Source organism: Acinetobacter lwoffii (assembly GCF_022967985.1).
Classification (GTDB): Bacteria; Pseudomonadota; Gammaproteobacteria; order Pseudomonadales; family Moraxellaceae; genus Acinetobacter.
The window spans coordinates 1-26265 of sequence record NZ_JALJVC010000009.1 but is presented as its reverse complement, the minus strand read 5'-3'; the positions used below and the strand labels follow the sequence as shown (position 1 = coordinate 26265).

Here is a 26265-nt window from a genome sequence, read left to right as displayed (position 1 = left end):
TCTTAACTTCCTTTACTCACAACGTATTGCTGTGATAAACCTCGTGCCATTTGATCTGCTTGCAAGATAGCCTCCAGATCATGTGCAGGTTGATTGTCCATCTGATTTAGGACATGCTCAACTACCTGAGGAATTTGGGTAAATCTGATCTGTTGATTTAAAAATGCAGCAACTGCAATTTCATTGGCCGCATTTAAAATCGTAGGTGCAATTCCGCCACTCTGCATGGCCTGACGGGCCAGTTTTAATGCAGGGAAACGGAGCATATCCGGTTCTTGAAAATTAAGTTGTGAATGCATAAACAGATCCAGTGGCGCCACATGCGTACTAATACGCTCAGGCCATGCCAAAGCATGTGCAATAGGCGTGCCCATATCTGGATTACCCATTTGTGCCAAAGTCGAACCATCAACGTATTGAACCATGGAGTGAATAATACTCTGTGGATGCACAACAACTGTAACAAATTGTTCTTGAACTGCAAACAAATGGCAGGCTTCAATCAATTCTAAACCTTTATTCATCAAGGTAGCAGAATCGACTGAAATTTTTTGACCCATGGACCAGTTAGGATGCTTGCAAGCTTGGGCAGGTGTGACCTCTTCAAGTTGCTGCATGCTATGGTTCAGAAACGGCCCACCCGACGCGGTCAGCAGAATCTGGGATACACCCAGTTTGGGCTTGCCATGACGCTCTGCCTCAAAATAATGCTGTGGCAGACATTGGAAAATCGCGTTATGTTCAGAGTCAACGGGAAGCAGTAATGCCCCATGATCGCGCGCTGCCTGCATCATGATGTCACCCGACATCACCAAAGCTTCTTTATTGGCCAACAGTACGCGTTTACCCGCTTTCACAGCAGCCAATGTCGGCAATAATCCTGCAGCACCAACGATTGCTGCCATCACAATATCAACGTCAGCGTGTTCAGCCACAGCAATTAAACCGGCTTCATCTTGCAGAATTTCAATATTAGCCAAATGATGTTGCTGGAGTCGTTTTGAGAGTTCATCTACTTTTTCAGCCGGCACCACCGCCACTTTAGGACGGTATTGCCGGCAAATTTCAACCAGCTCCTCGATACGACTTTGCGCGGTCACAGCAAAAACCGAGTATGCTTCAGGATGTCGCTGCAAGATTTTTAAAGTACTTTGACCAATGGAACCTGTAGCACCCAGTATACAAACTGCTTGTGACATTTATAAATCTACACCAATAAGTTTTAAAACAGCCATACCTGCTGCAAAGATTGGAGCTGCAGCAAGCAAAGAATCAATACGATCCAGTACTCCGCCATGTCCTGGCAAAATGCGACCTGAATCCTTAATACCGGCACGACGTTTGATCATGGATTCAAACAGATCACCCAGTACCGAACTAAATACCGTAACGACAGATAAAATCAGGAATAAAGTCAGTTCTGGCCAGGTCATATCCAGATAAAGCAAGGCAACTGCCGTTACAATCAGCATTGAGGTAACGATACCGCCGTAAAGTCCTTCTACCGATTTGTTAGGACTAACATTCGGCGCCAACTTTTTCTTGCCGAGTTTACGACCCACAAAATATGCACCACTATCTGCGCCCCATACCAGTAGAAACAGGTACATTAGCCACCACGGTGAACTTTGCCAGACAGAGAAAATTGCAGTAACTGCAGCAGAAATCAGAACTACACCGATTCCGTGTAGGCTAGTGTTATACCAGCCATCATATTCAGGATAGGTTTTAACCCAGTAAATACTCAGTAACCAGGTAATAATAGAAGCTACCCATAACAATAAGGCAACTTCGGCAAAATACAATGCCAAAGCGGAAAGTGCTGCAGTGAGCACCCCATATCCCCAAGCAACAGGTTTGATGACATGTTTAAATTTTCGCGGCATGAGTTTGAACCACTCATAACCGGCCACCCCAGCAGCAAGAACCATCAATACAAACATTGGATAATGTGATTCGGTAGCAAACATACAGCTCAGTACAACTGCTACCAACACCAATGCGGTTATAATCCGCTCAAACATGTACTAATTCTCAAGTTTTTCCTGACGAATCTGTTCTGATGTTTTACCAAAACGACGTTCACGTCCACCGAATACGGCAAGTGCATCATCAAGTTCTTCAACGGTAAATTCTGGCCATAGCGTCTCAGTGAAATAAAGCTCTGCATAGGCTGCCTGCCACAACAGGAAATTCGACAGACGGAAATCTCCACCCGTACGAATCAGCAGATCAACTGCAGGTAAATCACCGAGGCTGACATATTGACCAAATACATCAGTATTAATTGCATCAAGATCTAATTTATTTGTTAAAACATCGCTGGCAATTCGCTGTGCAGCTTGTGCCATATCCCACATACCACCATAACTGATTGCAATAGTGAGTGTCATACTATTGAAATTAGCAGTCCTTTCTTCGGCATGCAACATAAGTCCCTGTAATTCTGGGGACAAACGGCTGCGATCACCGATAAAGCGTAAGGCAATATTGAATTTTTCCATGCGGGGCAATTGTTCATGAATGGTATCAACCAGCAATTTCATGAGCAATTCAACTTCAAACTGTGGACGATTCCAGTTTTCACTTGAAAAGGCAAATACAGTTAAAGCCTGGATATTTCTTTTTTTACAGTGTTCAACAATCGGATCCAGAACCGTTTTTCCTTCACGGTGTCCATCACCTTTTTGCATCTGATTTTTTTTGGCAAAACGATTGTTGCCATCCATGATGATGGCAACATGTTTCGGAAGACGGGGATTTTCTTCAGCAACGGTCATCGATGAATTAGACCTTCATCAATTCAGCTTCTTTCGCAGCCAAGCGCTTGTCAACTTCAGCAACAAATTTGTCGGTAATTTTCTGGATTTCGTCAGCAGCACGACGCTCTTCATCTTCAGAAATTTCTTTTTCTTTCAACAAAGCTTTGATATCGCCCAATACATCACGGCGGATGTTACGGATCGCGACTTTTGCATTTTCAGCTTCATTACGTGCAACTTTTTGCATGTCACGACGCGTTTCTTCAGTCAACGCAGCCATCGGTACACGAATCGCATCTGCTGTAATTGGATTCAGACCCAAGTCAGATTCACGAATCGCTTTATCAATTGCAGAAACCATTGAACGTTCGAAAGGCTGGATTAACAAAGTACGTGAATCTTCAACACCTACGTTTGCCACCTGGTTCAATGGAACGTCTGAACCATAGTAAGAAACCATCACGTTATTTAAAATTGATGGATGCGCACGACCAGTACGAACTTTTGCAAAACCATGCTCTAGAGATTCTAGAGTTTTGTTCATACGGTCTTCGCTGTCTTTTTTAAGATCGTTAATCATATGATCTTCCTTACTTAATTCTTGAAAAGAGGTTATTACTAAATTAGCGTGTAGTATAAAGTGCTTTGGTGCTCACGTCATTAATTGGTAACGTGAGTCCCTTCTTTTTCACCCATCACAACGGAAAGCAATGCGCCAGATTTATTCATATCGAATACTTGTAGCGGCACGTTGTGATCACGACATAAACAGATTGCAGTTAAGTCCATCACACCCAGCTTTTCGTCCAGAACCTGGTCAAAAGTCAATGTGTCATATTTAACAGCATCATCATATTTGCTTGGATCTTTGTTATATACGCCATCAACTTTGGTCGCTTTCAAAATCAAATCTGATTCGATTTCGATACCACGTAAACAGGCAGCAGTATCTGTCGTAAAGAACGGATTACCTGTACCTGCCACGAATACACACACTTCACCCTGAGTCAGGTGACGGATCGCATCACGGCTTGAGTAAGACTCAACTACAGCACCAATCGGCAATGCAGACATTAAACGGGTTTTAATATTACGGCGCACCAAAGCGTCGCGAAGTGCCAAACCGTTCATGACTGTTGCCAGCATACCCATCTGGTCGCCAGTTACACGGCCAACCAGACCATCTTTTTGTAGCTGGCTACCGCGATACAGGTTACCACCACCCACAACAATACCTACTTGTACGCCTAAACCCACGAGGTGCGCAATAGAAAGTGACATCTGATCGAGCACTTGTGCATCGATCCCCATGTCTTTATTGCCTGCCAGCGCCTCACCAGAAAGCTTTAACAGGATGCGACCAAAGCGTGGCTTTTTAGAATCCAACATCATCAAACTCCAAAGTATTCAATTTAAATTTTTTTAATTCAAAATCTTAAGCAGACTTGACTGAAATGAGTTTTGCATACAGATCGTATTCATCTGCATCAGTAATTTCGACTTCAAGTAAATCCCCCGCCTTGATGACGCTTTTATCGATATCTTCAACAAAAACATTACCATCAATTTCAGGTGCATCTGCATAAGAACGCGCAACCGCTACCGGGAATTCATCTTCCAGGTCATCTACCAGCACAGTCATGGTCTGACCGATACGTTTTCGGAGTTTGGCTGCCGAGATTTCTTGCTGAACCTGCATGAAACGCTCATAACGCTCTTGTTTAATTTCTTCAGGAACGTGATCTGGCAAATCATTTGCTGTCGCACCTTCAACTGGCGAATAGGTAAAACATCCCACACGATCCAGCTGGGCTTCTTTCAGCCAGTCCAGTAACATCTGGAAGTCTTCTTCAGTTTCACCCGGGAAGCCCACCACAAATGTTGAACGCAACACTAGATCAGGACATTTCTCGCGCCAGATTTTCAAACGCTCCAGTGTATTTTCACTGTGCGCAGGGCGTTTCATCAGTTTGAGAATTTTTGGACTCGCGTGCTGGAATGGAATATCCAGATAAGGCAGGATTTTACCTTGTGCCATCAGGTCAATCACAGCATCCACATGCGGATACGGGTAAACATAGTGCAAACGCACCCAGATCCCCAACTGACCTAATGCTTCACACATGTCATAGAATTTGGTTTTAACCGGCTGGCCATTCCAGAAATCCAGCTTGTATTTCGTGTCCAGGCCATAAGCAGAAGTATCCTGGGAGATGACGAGTACTTCTTTTACACCGGCACGTTTCAGCGCTGCAGCTTCTTCAAGCACAGAACCAACTGGACGTGAGACCAGATCGCCACGCATGCTTGGAATAATACAGAAAGTACAACGATGGTTGCAGCCTTCGGATATTTTCAGATAAGCATAATGTTTTGGCGTCAGGCGGATGCCTTGTTCTGGAACCAGATCAATAAATGGATTGTGTTTTGGCGGCTCAGGTACGTATTGATGAACCGCATCCATAACTTCTTTATATGCCGCTGCACCTGTCACTTTCAGGACATTGGGATGCATTTGGCGAATCTTGTCTTCGTCTTTACCTAGACAACCTGTTACGATCACGCGACCATTCGCGCTCATCGCCTCACCAATCGCATCTAGCGATTCTTGCACTGCGGATTCAATGAAACCACAGGTATTTACTACAACTAAATCAGCACCGTCATAATCCGAAGCGACGTCATAACCTTCAGTCTTTAACTGGGTTAAAATACGTTCAGAATCTACCAATGCCTTAGGACAACCTAAAGATACAAAACCGACTTTGGGGGACTTCATGAATTTTCGCTCTACTAGAATGCGCGTATTGTATGTCTTTTCGCATCATAAAAATAGTTGAAAACCTGACTCTTTGCATCATGCACTAAAATATTGCCATAAAATATTCAACATACCCACTCATGCACCAAAATGAATCATTTTAGATTTACAGCCTCAATTTAATCCGCTATATCTAAAATGAATTGTGTTGCTCTGTCACATTTCTGCATTTCATCGCAATAAATAATCTCTAGTCATAAAAGTTGGCGTGCATCTTGCATCAAATCAGAACTTAAAATTGATTAAATTGCTTTATGAAGATGCCATTGCGCCATTTTAATACAGGAACAAACCCGCGAATGGATCAAATTATTCCGATCGACTATCGTGCTTTAGTGGACAATATGACCACGTGTATCTTATTGATAGACCGCGATCTTAATATTTATTATCTGAATTCTGCCTGTGAAGCCTTATTTGATGTGAGCTTATTCCGCGCGAGCGGCACATCCGTACTCAATATTCTGCAAAACCCGACAGATGAGTTTAATACCGAAGAAGCCCTGAATAATACTTTAACTACGGGACAGCCTTATACACGCCGCGAAGCCACTATTCTGGTCAACTTTAAAGACATCCATGTTGACTACACTGTTTCTCAGCTAAATCTGGGCAAACCTTATCATCCGCTACTGCTCATCGAACTCAATCCTCGCGATCGCATGTTAAAAATCTCTCGTGAAGAAAATCTGCTGCAACAGCATCAGGTAGCGCGTCAGCTGATTCGCGGTGTTGCGCATGAAATCAAGAATCCCTTGGGTGGCATTCGCGGGGCGACTCAACTCCTGGCACGCAGTTTGAATGATCCACAATACAAAGAATTTACCGACATTATTATTAGCGAAGTGGATCGACTCAGAAATCTGGCCGATACCATGCTCGGTTCACGCCAGCTTCCGAGCTATGAACTGGTCAATGTGCATGAACCTCTGGAACGGGTGCGTTCACTGATTGCCAATCAGACCAAAAAGAAAATCAAGATTACCCGGGATTACGACCTGTCCTTACCGGAAGTTCTGGCAGACCGCGACCAATTGATTCAGGTCATTTTGAATATTTGCGCCAATGCCGTACAGGCCATGACCGAGAACAAGGAGTTCTTTGTCGAACATCAACCGGAACTGATTTTAAGAACCCGGATTCAGCGTCTCTTTACCATTAACGGGGTGATTCACCGCTCTGTAGTAAGGATTGATATTGAAGACAACGGTCCAGGTGTGCCGGAAGAGATTATCGAATCGGTGTTTTATCCGCTGGTCACCAGTCGCGCAAAAGGTACCGGACTGGGCCTCAGTATTGCTCAAAATATTATTCATCAGCACAACGGCATGATCGAGTGTCAGTCCGTGGCTGGAAAAACCGTCTTTAGCTTATATTTACCTTGGGAGTCGAATCATGTCGCGAAATAAAATATGGGTGATTGATGACGATCGCGCCATGCGCTGGGTACTGGAAAAGACCTTTAAAGAGGAAGGTCTGGATGTGACCAGTTTTGAAGAAGCACAATCTGCACTAGACCAACTGAGTCTGGAAGCACCCGATGTGATTTTGACCGATATCCGCATGCCGGGTATTGATGGACTTACCTTCCTGGGCAAGGTTAAACACAGTTATCCTGACCTACCTGTCATTATTATGACGGCGCATTCAGACTTAGAATCGGCTGTTTCTAGCTATCAAACTGGTGCTTTTGAATATCTGCCTAAGCCTTTTGATATTGATGAAGCACTGGCGCTGGTAAATCGTGCAATTTTACATATCACCAAGCTACAGCAACAAGAATCAGCAAAAGCGGCTCCACCAATTCAATCTACCGAAATTATTGGTGAATCGCCTGCCATGCAGGAAGTGTTTCGTGCCATTGGCCGTTTATCACAATCGCATATTACCGTGTTGATTAATGGTGAGTCTGGTACAGGTAAAGAACTGGTAGCGCATGCCCTGCATCGTCATTCACCACGCAGCTCAAAACCTTTTATTGCCCTCAATATGGCGGCGATTCCAAAAGACCTGATCGAAACTGAACTTTTCGGCCATGAGAAAGGTGCATTTACCGGTGCTAATACCCAGCGCCAAGGTCGTTTTGAACAGGCAAATGGCGGTACGCTGTTTTTAGATGAAATTGGCGATATGCCATTTGAGACCCAGACCCGTTTATTGCGTGTCCTAGCCGATGGAGAGTTCTACCGAGTTGGCGGTCATATTCCGGTTAAGGTCGATGTGCGTATCGTGGCTGCAACACATCAGGATTTGGAAAAACTGGTCCATGATGGTCGTTTCCGTGAAGACTTATATCACCGCCTGAATGTAATTCGTATTCATATTCCAAAACTGGCACATCGCAGTGAAGATATTCCGATGCTGGCGCAGCATTTTCTGGCACGTGCCGGTAAAGAACTTGGGGTCAATCCAAAGATATTACGTCCTGAAACCCAAGAATATATGCAGAAATTGCCATGGCAAGGTAATGTGCGTCAACTTGAAAATACCTGTCGCTGGCTGACTGTCATGATCACAGGTCGTGAAGTCTATCCTGAAGACTTGCCACCTGAGCTGAAACAGATTCCAATTCATCAGCAGGATCCGGGTGCGCCAATTCCAACGCTGAACCAGATCGCACCGCATCACTGGGATGAATTGCTGGGTCAATGGGCGATGCAGAAACTCAAAAATGGTGAAATGAAACTTCTGGATGTTGCGACGCCGATGTTTGAACGCACCTTAATTAATGCAGCCTTGCAACAAACCCGTGGCCGTAAACGTCATGCCGCAGAGCTTCTAGGTTGGGGTCGCAACACTTTAACGCGCAAGCTTAAAGAATTGGGCATGGATACTACGGATGATGAAATCGAAGAAGAAATAGAAAGTTAATCTTTCCATATAAAAAAGCGCCGATTGGCGCTTTTTTATTGATGATGATTTATGCAGTAAAACCCACATAGCGGAAATACCCATCTATGCCCAGATCAGACTTATATATCAGATAATTTGAATAAGTCGCTTGGGTGATTTCATCCAGCATATTCACCTGATCATCATTGGCATGCAGATCATCTACAGAACGCGGCATGCTGTGCTCGAATTCATCCGTCATATACTCAAAGCCAATATCCATGGCAATAAACAGGGTATGTTCACAAGGTTGCACATACTGCTCTTCTGCCCAATCAATCACGTTGTGCTGACAATGTGGACAGGCAATATTATCAGTGGCCTGAATCGAGAGTGGAATAAGTTGATAAGCCATATAAAAATCAATCTGTTTACTATCCGTATATTTTAGCAAATTTTATGGACTGACTTTATTCAATTAAAACCTCGACGATAAAAAAAGGAATCTTCAGATTCCCTTTTTGTATTGACAGATATCAATGATCAATTACTTATGAGCAGCCTTATAACGTGATAGTGCGGTGACAGCTACTGCCGATACGACCACTGCTGGCAAACTTGCCACAAGAATGCCCGTCGTTCCCAAACCTAATGCCAGAATTTTTCCGGTTAATAATGGTCCAGTCATCGCCCCTAAACGCCCTAAAGAGATCGCACTGCCTACGCCTGTCACTTTACCTGCGCCTGAATAAAAAATTGGTGAGATCCCATACAGAATAGATTGGCCACCTGTAGAGAAAATACCCCCATGACTCCCGCCAAAATTAATAACGGAATAGAAGTTGTGGTGAATAGCAATACCAAGGCAACAAACAAGCCACTATAAATGATAGTCGCCATTTGCCAGAGCTTTAAACGGTCCAGTAAATAACCCAGGCTTAGGGTTCCAATGACAGCGCCCACCTGGAACACCAACATCACCAAAAATGCCTGCTGTTTCTGCAAACCTTGTTCCATAAGTAAATTTGGCAACCAGCTAATCAAAATATAATTGATCATCAAGGTAAAAAAGAAGCCAACCCAAAGAGGCACTGTATTTTTATACTGTCGCTGCTTGAACAACACCTCAGCCATTCCCGGCACAGCTTCGCCAGAAACCGGTACTTCCGCATTCACTTTAGGCTTATCTTTAAGAATAAATGCCATCAATGGAATCAGTGCTAAAGGCGTTAATCCCCCAATCAGGAACAAGGTTTGTCATTGAATCTCCGGAAGCAACATGGCCAGACCGGCAACAAAGATCGCCCCTACCGGCAAACCACAATACATCAGACTATTTAGCTTGCCACGGTTGGCTTCCGTTGCTTCATCACCGACGACTGAAATCATGGTTGGCATTGCCGCACCTAAACCCAAACCAGTAAAGAAACGCGCTGCATATAAAACTTCGATGCTTGGCGCAATTGCAGTCAACGACATGAACAGACCAAAAATAGTCACAGAAAGCATTAGGACTTTCTTTTGTCCTAGATAATCTGCAATACGTCCGCCAAAGAATGCGCCAAACAGCATTCCAAAGACACCCAGACTAAATACATAGCCCATTTGGATTTGATCTAAACCAAAGCTTGCTGCAATTCCTTTCGCCGCAATCCCGGGAACTTGAAGGTCAAAACCTTCAAAAAATGCGACCCAGAAACATAAGAATATCGTTAATATTTTTTGGGCTTTTTCGCTGTATGACTGTGCCATGACTGATCTCCATCAATAATTCACAAACCGTTTAATAGTCTGACGATCCGTTGCATTATTCTTAACCTAATCTTAATAGAGAAATAGCACGACAATAGTCGGGTTTAAGCACATCAGCATGTGTAAATATCATCTAAATTAGACCTAAAAGATTGTATTTATAGACTTAATACATCTTAATAATATTTATTATATATATTTATCAATAACTTAATTTAATAGTAGTTATTTTTAATTCAACGATAGTCAAAACTTATACAAAACTACAAGCCGATAAAAAGCCCGCTTAATGCGGGCTTTTTTAGCGCAAAATCTTAAGCAGATTTCTTTGCTTGTGCATTCTTACGAATTGTAATCATCACCAGTTGAACTGCTGCAGGGGTTACACCTGGAATACGACTGGCTTGCGCCAATGTTTCAGGACGAACATCTTTCAGTTTCAGGGTAATTTCACGGGACAGACCTGACACGATGTCATAATCGAAATCCGCAGGAATACGGGTTTCTTCAAGACGTTTCATTTGTGCGACGTCTTCATGCTGACGATTAATATAACCCGCATATTTCACTACAATTTCGATTTGCTCACCGACAAATGGTGATACTTCAGAATTGGTTAACTCTGCAATTTGAGCAAATGAAATGTTTGGACGTTTCAACAAATCAATCGCCGAACATTCTTTAGACAGGTCTGCACCGGTCATCTCAACGAATTTCTTACCCATTGGGTTATTTGGTGCGGCCCACAAGTGTTGCAAACGGCCTGTTTCTTTTTCCACTGCTTCCATTTTCTCACAGTACACTGCCCAACGCGCGTCATCCACCAGACCCATTTCACGACCAATGGCTGTTAAACGCTGATCTGCGTTATCTTCACGCAGCATCAAACGGTATTCGGCACGTGAGGTGAACATACGGTATGGTTCTTTGGTACCTAATGTGATCAGGTCATCGACCAGAACACCCATGTATGCTTCATCACGTTTTGGCGTCCATTGCTCCTGATCCCAAGCACGGCGTGCAGCGTTCAAGCCTGCAAGCAAACCCTGCGCACCCGCTTCTTCATAACCGGTTGTGCCGTTAATTTGACCGGCGAAATACAAGTTATTAATTGCTTTGGTTTCAAGGGTAAATTTCAACGCTTGTGGGTTGAAATAATCGTATTCAATGGCATAGCCCGGACGAAGAATGTGCGCATTTTCCATACCACGGATCGAGCGAACCAGTTCAAACTGAACGTCGAACGGTAAAGAAGTCGAAATACCATTTGGATAAAGCTCATGTGTATCCAAGCCTTCAGGCTCCAAGAAGACTTGGTGAGAATCTTTATCGGCAAAACGGTGAATCTTATCTTCAATCGATGGGCAATAACGTGGTCCAACACCTTCGATCACACCCGTGTACATCGGTGAACGGTCTAAACCGCCACGAATGATTTCATGCGTGCGTTCATTGGTATGCGTGATATAGCAATTTACCTGCTCAGGATGCATAGACACATCCCCCATGAATGACATGGTCGGAGATGGGAAATCACCCGGCTGTGGTGTCATCACAGAGAAATCCACTGAACGCGCGTCAATACGTGGTGGTGTACCTGTTTTTAAACGACCTACTGGCAAGTTTAATTCACGCAAACGATGTGCAAGTGAAATAGATGGCGGATCACCAGCACGACCACCGCTAGATTTCTCCAGACCAACGTGGATGACACCACCTAAGAATGTACCTGCTGTCAGCACCACAGTTTTCGCATCAAAACGGATACCCATTTGGGTAACCACACCTTTAACGGTATCGCCTTCAACAATCAGGTCATCTGCGGCTTGCTGAAAAATATCAAGGTTTGCTTGGTTTTCTAATGTTTCCCGAATAGCCGCTTTATAACGTACACGGTCCGCCTGCGCACGTGTTGCACGTACTGCAGCACCTTTACGCGAGTTCAAAATACGGAATTGAATACCGCCTTTATCGGCAGCCAGTGCCATCGCACCGCCCAAGGCATCAATTTCACGCACCAAATGCGATTTACCAATACCACCGATGGCCGGGTTACAGCTCATCTGCCCTAAAGTCTCAATGTTATGAGTTAAGAGTAAAGTCTGTCGACCCATACGCGCTGCAGCCAGAGCCGCTTCCGTACCGGCGTGACCGCCACCGATAACAATGACATCGTATACTTTAGGATAATGCATAGTGGTAATTGAGAGATAAAAAAGAATAGCTGAGCATTATAGCAAATTTCACTCTAAAGTAGACAAATTCAGTTGAATTTATCCTGAGATAAATCGCACTTAACTCCCATAACAATAAAGCACTGTAATTTAACTTTGCAGAGGAACTATATAAATTAAACATATAAGCTGAGAAATTTACTCGATTTGCATTGTTTAATCTCGCGCATTTTTTAATCTATATATTGGTTACATTACAAACAAAGGTATAAAAGATGAATAAGAATATTTTCCTCTCAACCGTTCTATGTGGTTTATGTTTTGCGCCATTTGCTGCATCAGCGAATGATAAGGTCGAAACCATTTATAATGCACAAAAGTACCAACAGGTTTGTAAAGGCAAATCCCAAGGTGCACAAGTCAGTTTTGCCTATCGCGGCATTATCTGGAATGGTACCTGTGAGCCGCAGTTTTTCGCTTCATCCAAAAATGCTTCAATCAAAGGCGATGAAGCCGAACTCATGAGTACCTGTAGCGGCAACAGTGGTGCGACTACTGCCACCATCAATGGTGCCGAAGTCAAAGGTAAATGTGCATTAGGCTTTATGCCACCACGCCCTCAGGGACAATCTCAGATGCAAAGCCAACCGATGCAGCCACATATGCAAAACCAGCCTATGCAGCATCAGATGAACCAGCCAGCACAGCCTGATTCACCAATGCAAGGCCAGCCAGGTATGTAGCCGATATATATCCAAATAGTTTAGATTTCAAGTAAAAGCTTTGACGGGCAAAGTGACTGCATTTTGCCCGTTTTTTATTGCTTATTTATTCATCTAGGCTAAACTGGAAATATATCTATAAATGTATAATAAAAAGGCAAATTCATGGATTCGGGGTTTTTTAGCGTTTTTTTGCCAATTACATTGGCAATTATGATGATGGGGCTGGGGCTAGAACTAACCATCAAAGATTTCCTGCGCTTAAGTCGCTATCCTAAAGTCATTTTTATTACTTTATTTGCGCAGTTAGTCCTATTACCCAGTATTGCTTTTTTTATTTGTCTGATTTTGGACTTACCCGCTTTGCTTGCTGTAGGTCTGATGTTGCTAGCCGCCTCACCTGGTGGCCCAACCGCAAACCTGTTTAGCTACATATATAAAGGTGATGTAGCTCTAAATATTACTCTAACCGCCATTAATACCATCATCTCTATTTTTACTCTGCCCTTTATTATCAATCTGTCCTTACACTACTTTATGAGTCATGACTCAAACGTGACTTTTCCAGTTGAAAAGATCGTGCAGGTCTTTTTAATTACCTTGATTCCTGTGATCATGGGTATGCTGCTTCGGGCCAAATTTCCAAACCTGTCGATTACAGTCAGCAGGCCTATGCGCTTACTCTCTATCGGTTTTTTAGCCATATTGTTGATATTTGCCATTTTCAGAGAACGTTCGAATTTGGTCGAATACTTTGCCAATATTGGTGCAGCAACTGCGATTTTATGTTTTTCCAGCCTGTTTATTGGCTATTGCATTCCCCTACTCATGGGCATTCCTGAGAAAATGGCACGCGCCTGTACTTTTGAAATCGGCATTCATAACACTGCCATTGCCCTGACCATTGCCATTTCGGTGTTGAATAATGTCACGATGGCCATTCCAGCAGGTATTTATACGATTTTCATGTACACTTTCGCCACCATTTTCGGTGTGCTGATTAGCCGCCAGCAAGTGGTATATAGTAATAAAAGTCGTTTATCAGATTTGTAATTTATTTGGCTGATTCTGCTATAAGGCTGTATGCTTTTCCAAAGAAAATCAGAAGTATTAAAACAATTTTCGACAAGGAGCATACAGATGGATTCTGGCCTTATAACGATATTACTGCCACTGGCACTTGCAATTATCATGATGGGACTGGGCCTTGAACTGACGCCTCGGGACTTTAGCCGTGTCACTCGCCACCCCAAAGCCGTATTTATAGCATTGTTCTGCCAACTGGTTATTCTGGTTGGCATTGCCTTTTTACTCTGCAAGCTATTCGCTTTAACTCCATTACTCTCAGTCGGGTTGATGCTCCTGGCGGCTTCGCCAGGGGGTGCAACGGCCAACCTGTTTAGCTACCTGTTTAAAGGTGACTTAGCCCTCAATATCACGCTGACTGCTATCAACTCAGTCATTGCAGCGATTACCCTACCTTTAATTATTAATTTTTCGATCATGCATTTTATGCAGGATAGCCAGCAAGTTGGCCTGCAATTCGGCAAGATTTTACAAGTCTTCGCGATCATCCTGATTCCAGTGGGCATTGGCATGTTAATTCGGCGCTATGCTCCAAGCGTGACCGCAAAACTGAATCGGCCGTTGCGGATTTTTTCCATTGGCTTTTTGGTGCTGATTATTCTTGCCACACTTATTAAAGAACGCACAAATATCGGTGAATATCTAACCCAGGTGGGTCTGGCCACTGCCTTGTTCTGCATACTAAGTCTGAGTATTGGTTATCTGATTCCGCGACTACTGAATATTAATAGCGCTCAAGCCCGTGCCAGCGCATTTGAGATTGGCATTCATAACAGTACCCTCGCCATGACTATTGCCCTGACCGTGATTGGCAGTGCTGCTGTGGCAATGCCGGCTGCGGTTTATTCTATTTTTATGTATATTTTTGCTGCAATTTTTGGCAGCTTGTTGAATCGGCTTGCACCACTCCCGGCGCAAACACCCCTAACAAATCTGGATTAGACAACATCTGAAGATATTTAAAGGATGCCTCAGGCATCCTTTTTATTTTGGGAATGGATCAAGAAGATAGCAGCGCTGAGTCTGAACTTCCGTTACAATAGCTTTTTGAAAAATGTATAAAGGTTATTTCTGTGAAGTGGTTACAAATTCATATTACGGTTGAACAGGCTCAGGTTGATTTTACTGAGACATTACTCAGCTCGCTAGGCGCAGTGAGTGTGACTCTGGATGATGCTGAAAACCAGGATTTGCTGGAACCACTTCCAGGTGAAACACCACTCTGGAATAAAGTGATTGTGACTGGTATTTATGCGCAGGAAGAAGGCGAAGAAATTGATGTTACCGCACTAGAAACCTTTATTCGTGCACAAATGCCAGATGCTCCGATCCGTCATGAGTTGATTGAAGATCAGGCTTGGGAACGTACCTGGATGGATGCCTATGAGCCCATTCAGATTGCTGATAAATACTGGATCGTACCGGAGTGGATGGAAGCACCTGATGCCGATGCGGTAAACATCAAGCTTGATCCAGGTCTGGCTTTCGGAACAGGCAACCATGCTTCAACTTTCCTGTGCTTACAATGGCTCGGCAAGATTGATGTGAAAGATAAAATTGTCATCGATTATGGCTGTGGCTCAGGCATTCTCGCGGTAGCTGCACTCTTATTAGGTGCGAAAAAAGCATATGCCACGGATATCGATCCACAAGCTGTACTGGCGACTCAGCAAAACGCTGAACTGAATGGCGTACTGGACAAGCTTTATGTCGGACTGCCAGAAGAATTTAGAGATGAACTCGGCAATACCAAAGCTGACGTATTTGTTGCCAATATTCTGGCAGCACCACTAATGATGCTGGCTCCTGAGTTCGCAACTTTAATTAAATCTGAGGGACAGTTCGCACTTGCGGGTGTTATTGAAGAGCAAGTTGCTGATGTTACTAGCATTTACTCAAATTATTTTGATATATTAGAGGTAGAAAAACGAGATGAGCACTGGTGCCGTATCTCGGGTAAACGCCATAAGAACGAATGAGCCTATAAATAATCCATGAGTGACAAAAGAACCCATTGCCCTACCTGTTCCACCACCTATAAGGTCACAGTTGCTCAACTCACCGTTGCGCAGGGAATGGTTTGCTGTCCTAAATGTACCACCTCATTTAATGCCTTATCGCATTTGGTGACCGAAACCCGGAATTCGGTCACTGCCTCAATGTCTCAGGCTCAATCAAACTCCAGCGAATTCAGCAAAACTAATGCTCAAAATAACTCAGGTGTTTATCACACGGATCAGCAGCACCATCGTCATAGCCTGCTACAGATTTTTGATCAAAAAGTTGAACATTCCAATATTGACCTGGAAACCTATTTAAATAACCTGAATTATTTCAGTACCGAGCCGATTTCAGTCCTGCCGAGCATGAATTGGGAAGATCAGGCAGAAAAACAAACCAAACGCGGGCCAATGTACTATATAGGCTGGAGTTTACTTAATCTGTCGCTGTTCAGCCTGCTGCTGTTTCAATTTTTCTGGTTCAATCCGCAATACATCAAAAACAGTCACGTCATGAGTCTGGCCTTTAACAGTGCTTGTGAAGTGTTTAATTGTTCCAATCTGGAAAAATACTACACACTAATTCAGGTTAATAAAGTCAAAATCAAGGCAACCGGTAATAATGAAGCTGAGTTTAGCGGTGAGCTGATTAATTTTCATGACCGTAGTCTGGCTTTACCAATTTTAAGAATCAATCTGGAACATCGCGGTGAAGTGATTGCAACTTATAACCTGTCCTCCGAAGAGTACCTGATTGAAAGTCTGGTCAATATTCAGCGCATCCCAAAAAACAGCCCGTTTAAATTCAAATTTAAGCTTCCAGTCGATCGTAAAAGCTTTGATCGCTATACTTTGGAAATAATTCGCCCCTAATCTGCTGAGAAAGCATTAAAAAATTAAAAAAAGTTAAAAAAAATGCAGTTTTCTTGCTCACTTTTGCTTAGACAATGGTATGATACGCGCCACGAAAGCTATGTGCTGCAACTCCTCGCGACTTTTTCACAACAAATACAGTCTTGCCTAATGCGCTATAAAATTTATTGCGTATCGTGCAGATTTTTTTGTTTTGATTTTGGTCAGTAACAAAACTTTAACTATTGTTACGCTTATTTTTCGACCAAATCGCAGAGATGTGTCAAGCTACAGGCTCAATGTAATGACTAAGTTTTAGAACTTCCGTTTTAGGATCTAAAATGGAGTTCATTTCAATTTCTAGACCACTTTTATATATCACTTTACCCAAGTGATATTTGTTTTTCGGATTAATTCGCATGAATAGCAAATCTCCTATTTTTACTGCACAATCTGATGTTGCTTTACGTATCCACGTAGATCGCGCAGTTCGCCACTATTTTGCACAACTGCAGGGCGAGCAACCATCTCAGGTATACGACATGGTGCTAGCAGAAATGGAGAAACCTCTTCTATCTGTAGTTCTAGAATATACACGTGGTAACCAAACACGTGCTGCCGAGATCCTCGGACTCAACCGTGGTACTTTACGTAAAAAGTTAAAAGCTCACGGTTTAATGAGTGAATAAATGATAAAATGCTTGCGGCTTCCGCAGGCATTTTTTTTAACCTGTAAATTGCTGATTTTGTTTTATTCTGTTCCTTGAAAACTGTGACGAAGATCATGACTATTAAACGCGCTTTAATCTCTGTGTCTGACAAGACTGGTATTGTTGAATTTGCACAAGAACTTGCTGCTCTAGGGGTAGAAATTTTATCTACAGGTGGTACCTACAAATTGTTGAAAGACAATAATGTGGCTGTAGTTGAAGTTTCGGAGCATACAGGTTTTCCAGAGATGATGGACGGCCGTGTAAAAACACTACATCCAAAAATTCATGGGGGTATCCTGGCTCGTCGTGGTCTAGACGAAGCTGTGATGGCTGAACACAACATTGATGCTATTGATTTAGTCGTTGTAAACCTTTATCCATTTGCTGCAACGGTAGCCAAACCAAACTGTTCACTTGCTGATGCTATCGAAAACATCGACATAGGTGGTCCTACCATGGTTCGTGCTGCAGCAAAAAACCATGCATCTGTAGGTATCATCGTAAATGCTTCTGACTATGCAACTGTCGTTGCCGAGCTTAAAGCTGAGGGTGCTTTATCTCATGCAACTCGTTTTGACCTAGCAGTAAAAGCATTTGAACATACTGCTCAATATGACGGCATGATCGCATCTTACTTAGGCGCTCGCGTAGGTAAAGAAGAAGGTCAGGCAGACAAATTTGCACGTACTTTCAATACTCAATTGAACAAAGTTCAAGACCTTCGTTACGGTGAGAACCCGCATCAAGCTGCTGCATTCTATGTAGAAGACACAGCGACTGAAGCTTCTGTTTCAACAGCGAAACAGCTTCAAGGTAAAGAACTCTCTTATAACAACATCGCAGATACTGATGCAGCACTTGAATGTGTGAAATCATTTGCGAAGCCTGCTTGTGTGATCGTTAAACACGCTAACCCATGTGGCGTTGCAGTATCTTCAGACGGTATTCAAGCAGCTTATGATCTTGCGTATGCAACAGATCCTGAATCTGCTTTCGGTGGCATCATTGCATTCAACCGTGAATTAGACGTTGCAACTGCACAAGCGATTGTAGATCGTCAATTCGTTGAAGTGATCATTGCACCGAGCGTTGCTGAAGGCGTTCTTGAAGTAACAGGCGCGAAGAAAAACGTACGCGTACTTGTATGTGGCGAACTTCCAGCAATCGATGCGCGTCAATCGCAACTTGACTACAAACGCGTAAACGGTGGTTTGTTAGTTCAAGATCAAGACTTGGGCATGATCACTAAAGATGATCTTAAAGTAGTCACCAAACGTGCGCCGACTGAACAAGAAATCGATGACATGATCTTCGCTTGGAAAGTAGCGAAATACGTAAAATCTAACGCGATTGTGTATGCTAAAAACCGTCAAACCATTGGTGTCGGCGCTGGCCAAATGAGCCGTGTAAACTCAGCTCGTATTGCTGCAATCAAAGCTGAACATGCTGGCTTAGTAGTTGAAGGTGCGGTAATGGCATCTGACGCATTCTTCCCATTCCGTGATGGTATTGATAACGCTGCGAAAGCGGGTATCAAATGCATTATCCAACCGGGTGGTTCTATGCGTGATGAAGAAACGATTGCTGCGGCTGACGAAGCTGGTATTGCAATGGTGTTCACTGGTATGCGTCACTTCCGTCACTAATTAATTTTAAATCCTCCCTAGCCCTCCTTAATAAAGGAGGGTTTTCTATATCATAGTAGAGCGAAGGGAGTCCCCCTTTTATCAAAGGGGGATTTAGGGGGATTCTATTTCAGAAGGATTTTTTTTAATGAATATTTTAGTTTTGGGTAATGGTGGTCGTGAACATGCACTTGCATGGAAAATCGCGCAAGATGACAAAGTCGCAAAAGTATTTGTAGCACCAGGTAATGCAGGTACTGCAACAGAAAATAAATGCGAAAATGTTGCCTTAAATATTTTAGACAACGCTGCAATTATCGACTTTGCAAAAAACAATGCGGTTGATTTAGTGGTTGTTGGTCCTGAAGCACCACTTGTAAATGGTGTTGTAAATGCATGCCGTGAAGCTGGCGTTAAAATTTGGGGTCCAACTCAATTTGCTGCACAGCTTGAAGGCTCTAAGGCTTTTGCCAAGCACTTCTTAAAACGCCACAACATTCCAACAGCATTCTATGATGTGTTCACTGAAGTAGATGCTGCGAAAGCATTTGTTGAGAAAAATGGTGCGCCAATCGTGATTAAGGCTGACGGTCTTGCTGCAGGTAAAGGCGTAATCGTTGCAATGACCAATCAAGAAGCATTCGATGCGATTGACGACATGCTTGCAGGCAACAAATTTGGTGATGCAGGTTCTCGTGTTGTGATCGAAGAATTCCTTGCAGGTGAAGAAGCATCTTTCATTTGTATGATTGATGGCGACAACATCTTGCCAATGGCAACTTCACAAGACCATAAGCGTATTTTTGAAGGCGACCAAGGTCCAAACACAGGCGGTATGGGTGCTTACTCTCCTGCGCCTGTTGTAACAGCTGAAGTTTTTGAAAAAACCATGAATGAAGTGATGCGTCCTACCGTTGAAGGTATGAAAAAAGATGGTCACGTTTATACAGGTTTCTTATACGCAGGCTTGATGATTGACGACAAAGGTCAACCAAAAGTGATCGAGTTTAACTGTCGTTTTGGCGACCCTGAAACTCAACCAATCATGATGCGTTTAAAATCATCTTTAGTTGATTTGGTTGAAGCTGGTATTGCGGGTAACTTACCTGCGGAAGCTGAATGGGATGAGCGTAAGACTGTAGGTATCGTACTAGCATCTAAAGGTTACCCTGAAACTTCAAGCAATGGCGATGTAATTTCAGGCTTAGACACTGAAATGACTGATGCGAAAGTGTTCCATGCAGGTACTAAAGCCAATGAAAATGGTGAGATCGTGACTGCTGGTGGTCGTGTACTTTGCGTAACTGCGCTTGGTAACACGATTGGTGAAGCACAAGCAAAAGCATTAGAGCTTTGCGAAAAAGTGACATTCGACGGCGTTCAATACCGTAAAGATATTGGTTACCGTGCGATTGCTCGTGAAAATGCTTAATCTGAATTTGGATTAAGAAAAAACCCCGCTAAGTGCGGGGTTTTTTCTTAATATATAGCTCAAATAATGGCTTTTATCATCTATATCCATGATTAAAAATACACTTTTATAGAGGTTCTTTAAGATAATTTTTAAGTCGATTTTGTACTAATTTTTCAGTTAAATTATCTTTGTAGCTAAAATAGATAATCTCCACTCCATTTGCTTTACTGAGTTGAAGCTTTTCCTTATCCCTTTGCTTTGTCCGTTTTAAACCTTCTTCTCCACCGAATAGATCGACAGCAAGATAGTGTTGTTGCCCTTGGTACTCAATCGCTAAATTTAGCTCTGGGATATAGACATCAAACCTTTGTCGACTCAACCAACTTGGTGATGCTTCTCTTTGAACCGTGTATTGAGGAAATAGCAGATTGATATAGTTAAACAATAAGGTTTCATTAACCCACCTTTCACCTATACGCGCTAAACCTTTTAACTCTCTAATATGGTTTTCCGACTCCCTTTCACTAATACCTTCTTGTATTGAGTGCTTTGTAATATATGCACCATATCTTCCTTTAAATACAGAACCTCCAAATACTAAGTCTGAATTTGTGTTAGTGCAAATGTGACAAATCGATTCTTTAAATGACTGCTTTTCTAATGCATTTTTAAGATGAGCATGTCTTACCATTAAACCATTCTGCTCTCTAAATATTGCATCTTTAAAACATAAGCAAAAGAAGCTTTCACCGGTCACTTTGTTATAGAAAGTCTGCCGCCATTCATAAAAGCCTAATTTTGATGGTAATAAACTTTTTGGTGGTGTCATTCGTGAATTAAGCTTTGTTAACAATGCTTGTGGGAATTCAACGGAAAGAAGCTGTATTGATGTTTTGTTTTTGGTTTTCATTTTTGTATTTTTGATATTGTACTTTCTTGTAACGCCTCCTCCATACAGGAAATCACATAATAAAATAAATGAAGGTAGTTTAACGTCCGTAACCTCTAGATCAGTGACCTTATCACTGTGTAGCTCAAATTGAAGATAAGGGATTATCATTTTCCCTTTGTCTATATACTCTTTCAGCGATAAGTGATCATCATAGTATTCAAATGGGTAGTTATGCTTTATGTTGGTTATTAAGACTGAATCCGGAGTACTAAAAAAGTGAATAAGAGCTTCATATAAATCTTCAAAAACTGTTGTTTTTTCCCGTCCAAGATTCTCTTGGCATAATGCGAGAAATTCATCCTCTGAAAATTTGTATCGCAACTCCATATTTACTCCTTATCAACTAAATATAAGTAAAAGCCTATTAAGATTAGCTTATTAAATTACATCTTCCAAAAATACTATTCACTTATGTCAATTCCATCCTCATGTACACTATAAAATATTTACTTTAATCTCAGTTAGAAAACACCCATACAAATTAATATTTAATATGCATATATTCATTCAAACCCCTCGCCTCATCCTCCGCCAATGGCAAGAATCCGACACTACCCCATTTATCCAAATGTGTGCAGATGATGAGGTCATGCGCTACTTCCCTAAAAAACTCGATGCGACTGAGGCAACCGCTTTTCTTGAACGTATTCGTACTGCTATTAAAACGCGTGGATGGGGACTCTTTGCCGTAGAACTCAAAGCGACAGGCGAATTCATCGGATTTATTGGCTTACACGTACATCCACCTGAATTTGAAATTGCCGATGCACCTGAAATTGGCTGGCGCTTGCTACCGCAATACTGGAATCAAGGCTATGCCACTGAAGGAGCCAAAGCGGTACTGAAATATGCCTTTAGAACTCTACGACTCGAGAAAGTCATTTCTTTTACTGCATGCGTTAACACGCCATCAGAACGTGTCATGCAAAACATTGGCTTAGAAAAAGTGGGAGAGTTTGATCATCCGCTTGTACCTGCCGATCATATCTTGTATAGACACGTACTCTATGAAAAACAGCGTTCGGATTATCTCTATATTCCCTTCTGTTAAAACAAGTTTGCGTATCATGACCAGAGGAAACCAAGATCAGATACTGACTCGCTTAAGTTAATATAAAGGAAAGATTTATCTCGTTAATGATCGAATTTTCTTCATTTCCCAAAAATCAGACATTTTTTATATTTATCTATATGCATTTTTTATATTTCTATCTTACAAAATCTTATAAAGATCACTATTTAAACACATTCATTAAAACTATATTTTCAATATAAATAATATATTGTTTTAATTAATATTTTCTTTAAAAGATCTTTTTTTTATATTCGACTAAAGAGATAAGCAAGGCTTTTTTATCCAGTATATCGAATATAGATTTATTGCTATGATATCCGCAACTTCAGAGCACTCGAACCTTACCATGTACTTATAAAATATCTATTTTCTCTCTCCAAAATAGATCAAGTACATCAGATTTTGGCTGCCTCTGACTTGATCAAGTTCACCAGAACTGTTGCTGCACGCTTGCATCTTCCGATCTCAAGCCCTCTTCAACCATGATCAAGCTACCTACTTAGATCGTAATAAAACTCTTATTTAACACGATTTAAAAATGCTTATACTTTAGGCAAGAATAGAATTAGGACAATTTCATGAAAAAGTTACTTGGCGTTATCTTGAGTGCCTCTGTATTGACTTTAACTGGGTGTGGTAAACAGGATGCGCCTGCCACTGATGCAGCGCAAAGCAAAGATGCAAATGGTCTTCAGACTGTAACCATGGCGTCGACCGGTTCAGATGCAGACGTATGGCGTTATATCGCGACATTGCCTGAAACCAAAGCAGCCGGCATCAAACTTGATGTGAAAAATTTCACTGACTACGTGTCAATGAACACGGCAGTAGCCAACAAAGAAATTGATGTAAATGCATTCCAGTCTTATGCCTATATGGTTGCTTACAACGATGCTAACACAGCCAAAATTGCACCTCTATCTACCACTTATTTAGAGCCGATGGGTATTTACTCAAGCAAAGTCAAATCTTTAAACGAGTTTAAAACTGGTGCGACCATTGCCATTCCGAATGACGGCGCAAACGAATCGCGTGCATTATTACTTTTACAATCAGCAGGTCTGGTTAAATTAAAAGCTGGTTTTGACAATGTCAAAGGCACAACTTCTGATGTGACCGAAAATGCAAAACAAATCGTGATTAAGCCAATTCAAATGGCGACTGCAGTACGCGTAAAAGATGAAGTTGATGCGATTGTGCTGGGCAATACCTTGGCAATGGAAGGTGGTTTAAACGTATTAAAAGATGCGATTTACTATGAGCCGATTGATCAAAGCACAAAAATGAACGTCAACGTATTAGCGGTTGCAGCAGATCGTCAAAATGATCCAGTTCTGCAAAAAGTAGGTGCGTTGTATCATACGCCAGCAGTAAAAGCATATGTTGATGAGCATTTTGGTGGTACTAAAGTTGCGGTAAACAAACCTGTGACGTATTTAACTGAATCAAAATAGTACTATAATAGACTTTTAGAACAGGCAAGGACGATTTCTTGCCTGTTTTTTTATCCGTGATGCAGTTTTTGACACTATGATTGAATTTAAAGATATTTCAAAACAGTATGAGCTTAAGGGTCAAACCTTGCATGCCTTGAATCAGATTAATCTTCAGATTCCAACCGGCAGTATTTTTGGCATCATCGGTTATAGTGGTGCCGGTAAAAGCACCCTCATCCGTCTGATCAACCTGCTTGAGCGCCCAAGCTCAGGTCGGATTATCATTAACGGAACAGATTTTACCGCACTGGATGCCAAAGCATTGCGTCAAGAACGTGCCAGAATCGGCATGATTTTTCAGCATTTCAATTTAATGCAGACTAAAACCGTGGCCGCCAATATCGAAATGCCCATGAAACTCTTGGGCTGGAGCAAGGCAGAACGGGAAAAGCGCCTCGAAGAATTATTAGACTTTATTGACCTGAAACATAAACGTCATGCTTTTCCAGATGAATTGTCTGGCGGTCAAAAGCAGCGTGTCGGTATTGCCCGTGCCCTTGCCAATCATCCAAAAATTTTACTCTGTGATGAAGCGACTTCTGCACTTGATCCACAAACCACCAAATCTGTTCTACAGCTACTTAAAAAAATTAACGAAGAACAAGGCATCACCATTGTTATGGTTACCCATGAAATGGATGTAATTGAAACCGTGTGTGATTATGTCGCTGTGATGGAAAAAGGTGACGTGATTGAAACAGGCAGTACCTTACAAATATTCAGTCAGCCCCAGCACCCGACGACCAAGAATTTTATTCAGACCGTATTACAGCAGCATTTACCAGTCAATATTCTGAATAATCTGGAAAACCAGAATCACAACAGTATTTATTGCCTGAAATTCCTTGGTAGCTCGGCACAGGAAACCGTGATTCAAGCGGTGATTAAACAGTTTGATATCAGTTTAAATATTCTGTTTGCCAATATGACCGAAATTAATGGCACGGTGATTGGCCAGATGTTTATTCAGCTACTGGGTGATGCACAAGAAATTCAAGCAGCAATAAAATTCCTTGAACAACACGGCGTACAAGTCGATCAGGCGGGAGTACAGGCATGAGAGATTTGATTGTACAGTGGCTGACGACGATCACTGCACCGTTCTGGAAAAGCTCCCTGTCGATAGATCAGTTCGTGACAGCGCTACAAGAAACCTTTCATATGGTGTTCTTCGCGATGCTGTTTGGCTGTATCTGGGGCTTTATTCAGGCGATTACCCTGCTGGTGACACGTCCAAATGGGATTCTGCCGAATCGTGTGATTTATCACGGTCTCAATCCGATTGTGAATGCGCTGCGTTCGCTGCCATTTATTATCTTGTTGATTGCGGTGATTCCACTGACCAAGTTAATTGTCGGCACATCAATTGGTACATGGGCAGCGATTGTTCCATTGACCATTTATGTCGGCCCATACATTGGTCGCCTGATTGAAACATCTTTGCTTGAAGTGAATGAAGGTATTATCGAATCTGCTCAAGCCATGGGCGCGACGCCAATGCAGATTATCTTTAAGTTTATTTTGCCGGAAGCGCGTAGTTCACTCATTCTAAACTTGACTACTGCTACCATCAGTTTGATTGGTGCAACGGCAATGGCCGGTGCTGTCGGTGCGGGTGGTATTGGTGACTTAGCGATTTCTTATGGTTATCAGCGTTTTGATACCTCTGTGGTTATTATGACGGTGATCATATTGTTGATTCTGGTGCAGATTGTACAAAGCCTCGGTGACTGGTTATCCCGACTTCGTTAAGCTAGTTTTTTTATGTATGAATAAAGCCCTCTAAAAAGAGGGTTTATTGTTTTTAATACTTACGAACCCTTTCTCATTATTTCAAAGTAAAGTCCTGCAACTATTTGATACGTGCCACGGCGACAGGAAGTCGCCCGTTGGTCTGTGACACATGAGAGTGCCATCAGATCAACAAAGGGGTTTTGTTACTTTTGTCCCATCAAAAGTAAAAGAAAATATCTTCTAACAACTAACTAA

The 26265-nt window shown here is 42.3% G+C and carries 23 protein-coding genes and 1 pseudogene; 14 read left to right on the top strand and 10 right to left on the bottom strand.

The genetic code is table 11. The annotated features are described in order from the left end of the window. Positions 1-2: 2 nt before the first annotated feature. The 6 genes from ispC to rimO form a co-directional block, all read right to left on the bottom strand. Positions 3-1199 (bottom strand): 1-deoxy-D-xylulose-5-phosphate reductoisomerase, encoded by a 1197-nt coding sequence (gene ispC / locus MWG72_RS07060; RefSeq protein ID WP_213687179.1) that lies wholly within the window; start codon positions 1197-1199, stop codon positions 3-5. Further along, entirely contained in the window at positions 1200-2024 is an 825-nt protein-coding gene (locus MWG72_RS07055) for a phosphatidate cytidylyltransferase (RefSeq protein ID WP_247143545.1), read from the bottom strand. Positions 2025-2027: 3 nt separating this feature from the next. Further along, on the bottom strand, positions 2028-2780 hold the full coding sequence (gene uppS / locus MWG72_RS07050) for a polyprenyl diphosphate synthase (RefSeq protein ID WP_247143544.1): 753 nt from the start codon (positions 2778-2780) through the stop codon (positions 2028-2030). 7 nt (positions 2781-2787) lie between these two features. Beyond that, positions 2788-3342 (bottom strand): ribosome recycling factor, encoded by a 555-nt coding sequence (gene frr / locus MWG72_RS07045; protein WP_004279885.1) that lies wholly within the window; start codon positions 3340-3342, stop codon positions 2788-2790. An 80-nt stretch (positions 3343-3422) separates the two neighbouring features. Then, positions 3423-4151 carry a UMP kinase gene (pyrH, locus tag MWG72_RS07040; RefSeq protein ID WP_004279886.1) on the bottom strand — a complete coding sequence of 243 codons (729 nt, stop codon included), beginning with the start codon at positions 4149-4151 and terminating at the stop codon, positions 3423-3425. A gap of 46 nt (positions 4152-4197) precedes the next feature. Beyond that, positions 4198-5541 (bottom strand): 30S ribosomal protein S12 methylthiotransferase RimO, encoded by a 1344-nt coding sequence (gene rimO, locus MWG72_RS07035; RefSeq protein ID WP_247143543.1) that lies wholly within the window; start codon positions 5539-5541, stop codon positions 4198-4200. 341 nt (positions 5542-5882) lie between these two features. On the opposite strand from rimO, the gene glnL reads away from it, so the two are divergent. Next, positions 5883-6992 carry a nitrogen regulation protein NR(II) gene (gene glnL, locus MWG72_RS07030; protein ID WP_005107202.1) on the top strand — a complete coding sequence of 370 codons (1110 nt, stop codon included), beginning with the start codon at positions 5883-5885 and terminating at the stop codon, positions 6990-6992. Further along, positions 6979-8454, top strand: a complete 1476-nt coding sequence (gene glnG, locus MWG72_RS07025; RefSeq protein ID WP_004279889.1) for a nitrogen regulation protein NR(I) — start codon at positions 6979-6981, stop codon at positions 8452-8454. Before glnL ends, glnG begins: the two co-directional genes overlap by 14 nt. 49 nt (positions 8455-8503) lie before the next feature. On the opposite strand, the gene MWG72_RS07020 is transcribed toward glnG, so the two are convergent. From MWG72_RS07020 to mnmG, 3 genes and pseudogenes are all read right to left on the bottom strand, one after another. Then, on the bottom strand, positions 8504-8830 hold the full coding sequence (locus MWG72_RS07020; RefSeq protein ID WP_004279890.1) for a hypothetical protein: 327 nt from the start codon (positions 8828-8830) through the stop codon (positions 8504-8506). 132 nt (positions 8831-8962) lie between these two features. Next, positions 8963-10167, bottom strand: a pseudogene (gene mhpT, locus MWG72_RS07015) (3-(3-hydroxy-phenyl)propionate transporter MhpT). A 314-nt stretch (positions 10168-10481) separates the two neighbouring features. Then, positions 10482-12362, bottom strand: coding sequence for a tRNA uridine-5-carboxymethylaminomethyl(34) synthesis enzyme MnmG (gene mnmG, locus MWG72_RS07010; protein WP_247143542.1), 1881 nt, complete (start codon positions 12360-12362; stop codon positions 10482-10484). A 254-nt stretch (positions 12363-12616) separates the two neighbouring features. Between mnmG and MWG72_RS07005 the strand changes: the two genes are divergently transcribed. From MWG72_RS07005 to purD, 8 genes are all read left to right on the top strand, one after another. Next, positions 12617-13084 carry a hypothetical protein gene (locus tag MWG72_RS07005; RefSeq protein WP_004279893.1) on the top strand — a complete coding sequence of 156 codons (468 nt, stop codon included), beginning with the start codon at positions 12617-12619 and terminating at the stop codon, positions 13082-13084. A 144-nt stretch (positions 13085-13228) separates the two neighbouring features. Further along, positions 13229-14116 (top strand): bile acid:sodium symporter family protein, encoded by an 888-nt coding sequence (locus MWG72_RS07000; RefSeq protein ID WP_247143541.1) that lies wholly within the window; start codon positions 13229-13231, stop codon positions 14114-14116. An 87-nt stretch (positions 14117-14203) separates the two neighbouring features. Then, positions 14204-15091 carry a bile acid:sodium symporter family protein gene (locus MWG72_RS06995; RefSeq protein ID WP_005107208.1) on the top strand — a complete coding sequence of 296 codons (888 nt, stop codon included), beginning with the start codon at positions 14204-14206 and terminating at the stop codon, positions 15089-15091. Positions 15092-15222: 131 nt separating this feature from the next. Beyond that, positions 15223-16128, top strand: coding sequence for a 50S ribosomal protein L11 methyltransferase (gene prmA, locus MWG72_RS06990; RefSeq protein ID WP_004646702.1), 906 nt, complete (start codon positions 15223-15225; stop codon positions 16126-16128). 15 nt (positions 16129-16143) lie between these two features. Then, positions 16144-17022, top strand: a complete 879-nt coding sequence (locus tag MWG72_RS06985; protein ID WP_247143540.1) for a DUF3426 domain-containing protein — start codon at positions 16144-16146, stop codon at positions 17020-17022. A gap of 398 nt (positions 17023-17420) precedes the next feature. Beyond that, on the top strand, positions 17421-17690 hold the full coding sequence (fis, locus tag MWG72_RS06980; RefSeq protein WP_001086304.1) for a DNA-binding transcriptional regulator Fis: 270 nt from the start codon (positions 17421-17423) through the stop codon (positions 17688-17690). A 95-nt stretch (positions 17691-17785) separates the two neighbouring features. Next, positions 17786-19360, top strand: a complete 1575-nt coding sequence (purH, locus tag MWG72_RS06975; RefSeq protein WP_247143539.1) for a bifunctional phosphoribosylaminoimidazolecarboxamide formyltransferase/IMP cyclohydrolase — start codon at positions 17786-17788, stop codon at positions 19358-19360. A 127-nt stretch (positions 19361-19487) separates the two neighbouring features. Beyond that, entirely contained in the window at positions 19488-20771 is a 1284-nt protein-coding gene (purD, locus tag MWG72_RS06970; protein ID WP_247143538.1) for a phosphoribosylamine--glycine ligase, read from the top strand. A gap of 106 nt (positions 20772-20877) precedes the next feature. Here purD and MWG72_RS06965 read toward each other — a convergent pair whose 3' ends face one another. Then, positions 20878-22032, bottom strand: a complete 1155-nt coding sequence (locus MWG72_RS06965) for a PDDEXK family nuclease (RefSeq protein ID WP_247143537.1) — start codon at positions 22030-22032, stop codon at positions 20878-20880. Positions 22033-22198: 166 nt separating this feature from the next. Between MWG72_RS06965 and MWG72_RS06960 the strand changes: the two genes are divergently transcribed. The 4 genes from MWG72_RS06960 to MWG72_RS06945 all read left to right on the top strand — a co-directional run bounded on the left by MWG72_RS06960 (position 22199) and on the right by MWG72_RS06945 (position 26028). Beyond that, positions 22199-22756, top strand: a complete 558-nt coding sequence (locus MWG72_RS06960; protein ID WP_247143536.1) for a GNAT family N-acetyltransferase — start codon at positions 22199-22201, stop codon at positions 22754-22756. Between the two features lie 602 nt (positions 22757-23358). After that, on the top strand, positions 23359-24234 hold the full coding sequence (locus MWG72_RS06955; protein ID WP_247143535.1) for a MetQ/NlpA family ABC transporter substrate-binding protein: 876 nt from the start codon (positions 23359-23361) through the stop codon (positions 24232-24234). 76 nt (positions 24235-24310) lie between these two features. Beyond that, positions 24311-25336, top strand: a complete 1026-nt coding sequence (locus MWG72_RS06950) for a methionine ABC transporter ATP-binding protein (RefSeq protein WP_247143534.1) — start codon at positions 24311-24313, stop codon at positions 25334-25336. Next, positions 25333-26028, top strand: coding sequence for a methionine ABC transporter permease (locus MWG72_RS06945; RefSeq protein WP_247143533.1), 696 nt, complete (start codon positions 25333-25335; stop codon positions 26026-26028). The genes MWG72_RS06950 and MWG72_RS06945 overlap by 4 nt, the downstream gene beginning before the upstream one ends. Positions 26029-26265: the final 237 nt, after the last annotated feature.

Bases quoted from the DNA above. Each gene is read 5' to 3' on its own strand.
- ispC (WP_213687179.1), bottom strand. From the start codon at position 1,199: ATGTCACAAGCAGTTTGTATACTGGGTGCTACAGGTTCCATTGGTCAA.
- MWG72_RS07055 (WP_247143545.1), bottom strand. From the start codon at position 2,024: ATGTTTGAGCGGATTATAACCGCATTGGTGTTGGTAGCAGTTGTACTG.
- uppS (WP_247143544.1), bottom strand. From the start codon at position 2,780: ATGACCGTTGCTGAAGAAAATCCCCGTCTTCCGAAACATGTTGCCATC.
- frr (WP_004279885.1), bottom strand. From the start codon at position 3,342: ATGATTAACGATCTTAAAAAAGACAGCGAAGACCGTATGAACAAAACT.
- pyrH (WP_004279886.1), bottom strand. From the start codon at position 4,151: ATGTTGGATTCTAAAAAGCCACGCTTTGGTCGCATCCTGTTAAAGCTT.
- rimO (WP_247143543.1), bottom strand. From the start codon at position 5,541: ATGAAGTCCCCCAAAGTCGGTTTTGTATCTTTAGGTTGTCCTAAGGCA.
- glnL (WP_005107202.1), top strand. From the start codon at position 5,883: ATGGATCAAATTATTCCGATCGACTATCGTGCTTTAGTGGACAATATG.
- glnG (WP_004279889.1), top strand. From the start codon at position 6,979: ATGTCGCGAAATAAAATATGGGTGATTGATGACGATCGCGCCATGCGC.
- MWG72_RS07020 (WP_004279890.1), bottom strand. From the start codon at position 8,830: ATGGCTTATCAACTTATTCCACTCTCGATTCAGGCCACTGATAATATT.
- mnmG (WP_247143542.1), bottom strand. From the start codon at position 12,362: ATGCATTATCCTAAAGTATACGATGTCATTGTTATCGGTGGCGGTCAC.
- MWG72_RS07005 (WP_004279893.1), top strand. From the start codon at position 12,617: ATGAATAAGAATATTTTCCTCTCAACCGTTCTATGTGGTTTATGTTTT.
- MWG72_RS07000 (WP_247143541.1), top strand. From the start codon at position 13,229: ATGGATTCGGGGTTTTTTAGCGTTTTTTTGCCAATTACATTGGCAATT.
- MWG72_RS06995 (WP_005107208.1), top strand. From the start codon at position 14,204: ATGGATTCTGGCCTTATAACGATATTACTGCCACTGGCACTTGCAATT.
- MWG72_RS06985 (WP_247143540.1), top strand. From the start codon at position 16,144: ATGAGTGACAAAAGAACCCATTGCCCTACCTGTTCCACCACCTATAAG.
- fis (WP_001086304.1), top strand. From the start codon at position 17,421: ATGAATAGCAAATCTCCTATTTTTACTGCACAATCTGATGTTGCTTTA.
- purH (WP_247143539.1), top strand. From the start codon at position 17,786: ATGACTATTAAACGCGCTTTAATCTCTGTGTCTGACAAGACTGGTATT.
- purD (WP_247143538.1), top strand. From the start codon at position 19,488: ATGAATATTTTAGTTTTGGGTAATGGTGGTCGTGAACATGCACTTGCA.
- MWG72_RS06965 (WP_247143537.1), bottom strand. From the start codon at position 22,032: ATGGAGTTGCGATACAAATTTTCAGAGGATGAATTTCTCGCATTATGC.
- MWG72_RS06960 (WP_247143536.1), top strand. From the start codon at position 22,199: ATGCATATATTCATTCAAACCCCTCGCCTCATCCTCCGCCAATGGCAA.
- MWG72_RS06955 (WP_247143535.1), top strand. From the start codon at position 23,359: ATGAAAAAGTTACTTGGCGTTATCTTGAGTGCCTCTGTATTGACTTTA.
- MWG72_RS06950 (WP_247143534.1), top strand. From the start codon at position 24,311: ATGATTGAATTTAAAGATATTTCAAAACAGTATGAGCTTAAGGGTCAA.
- MWG72_RS06945 (WP_247143533.1), top strand. From the start codon at position 25,333: ATGAGAGATTTGATTGTACAGTGGCTGACGACGATCACTGCACCGTTC.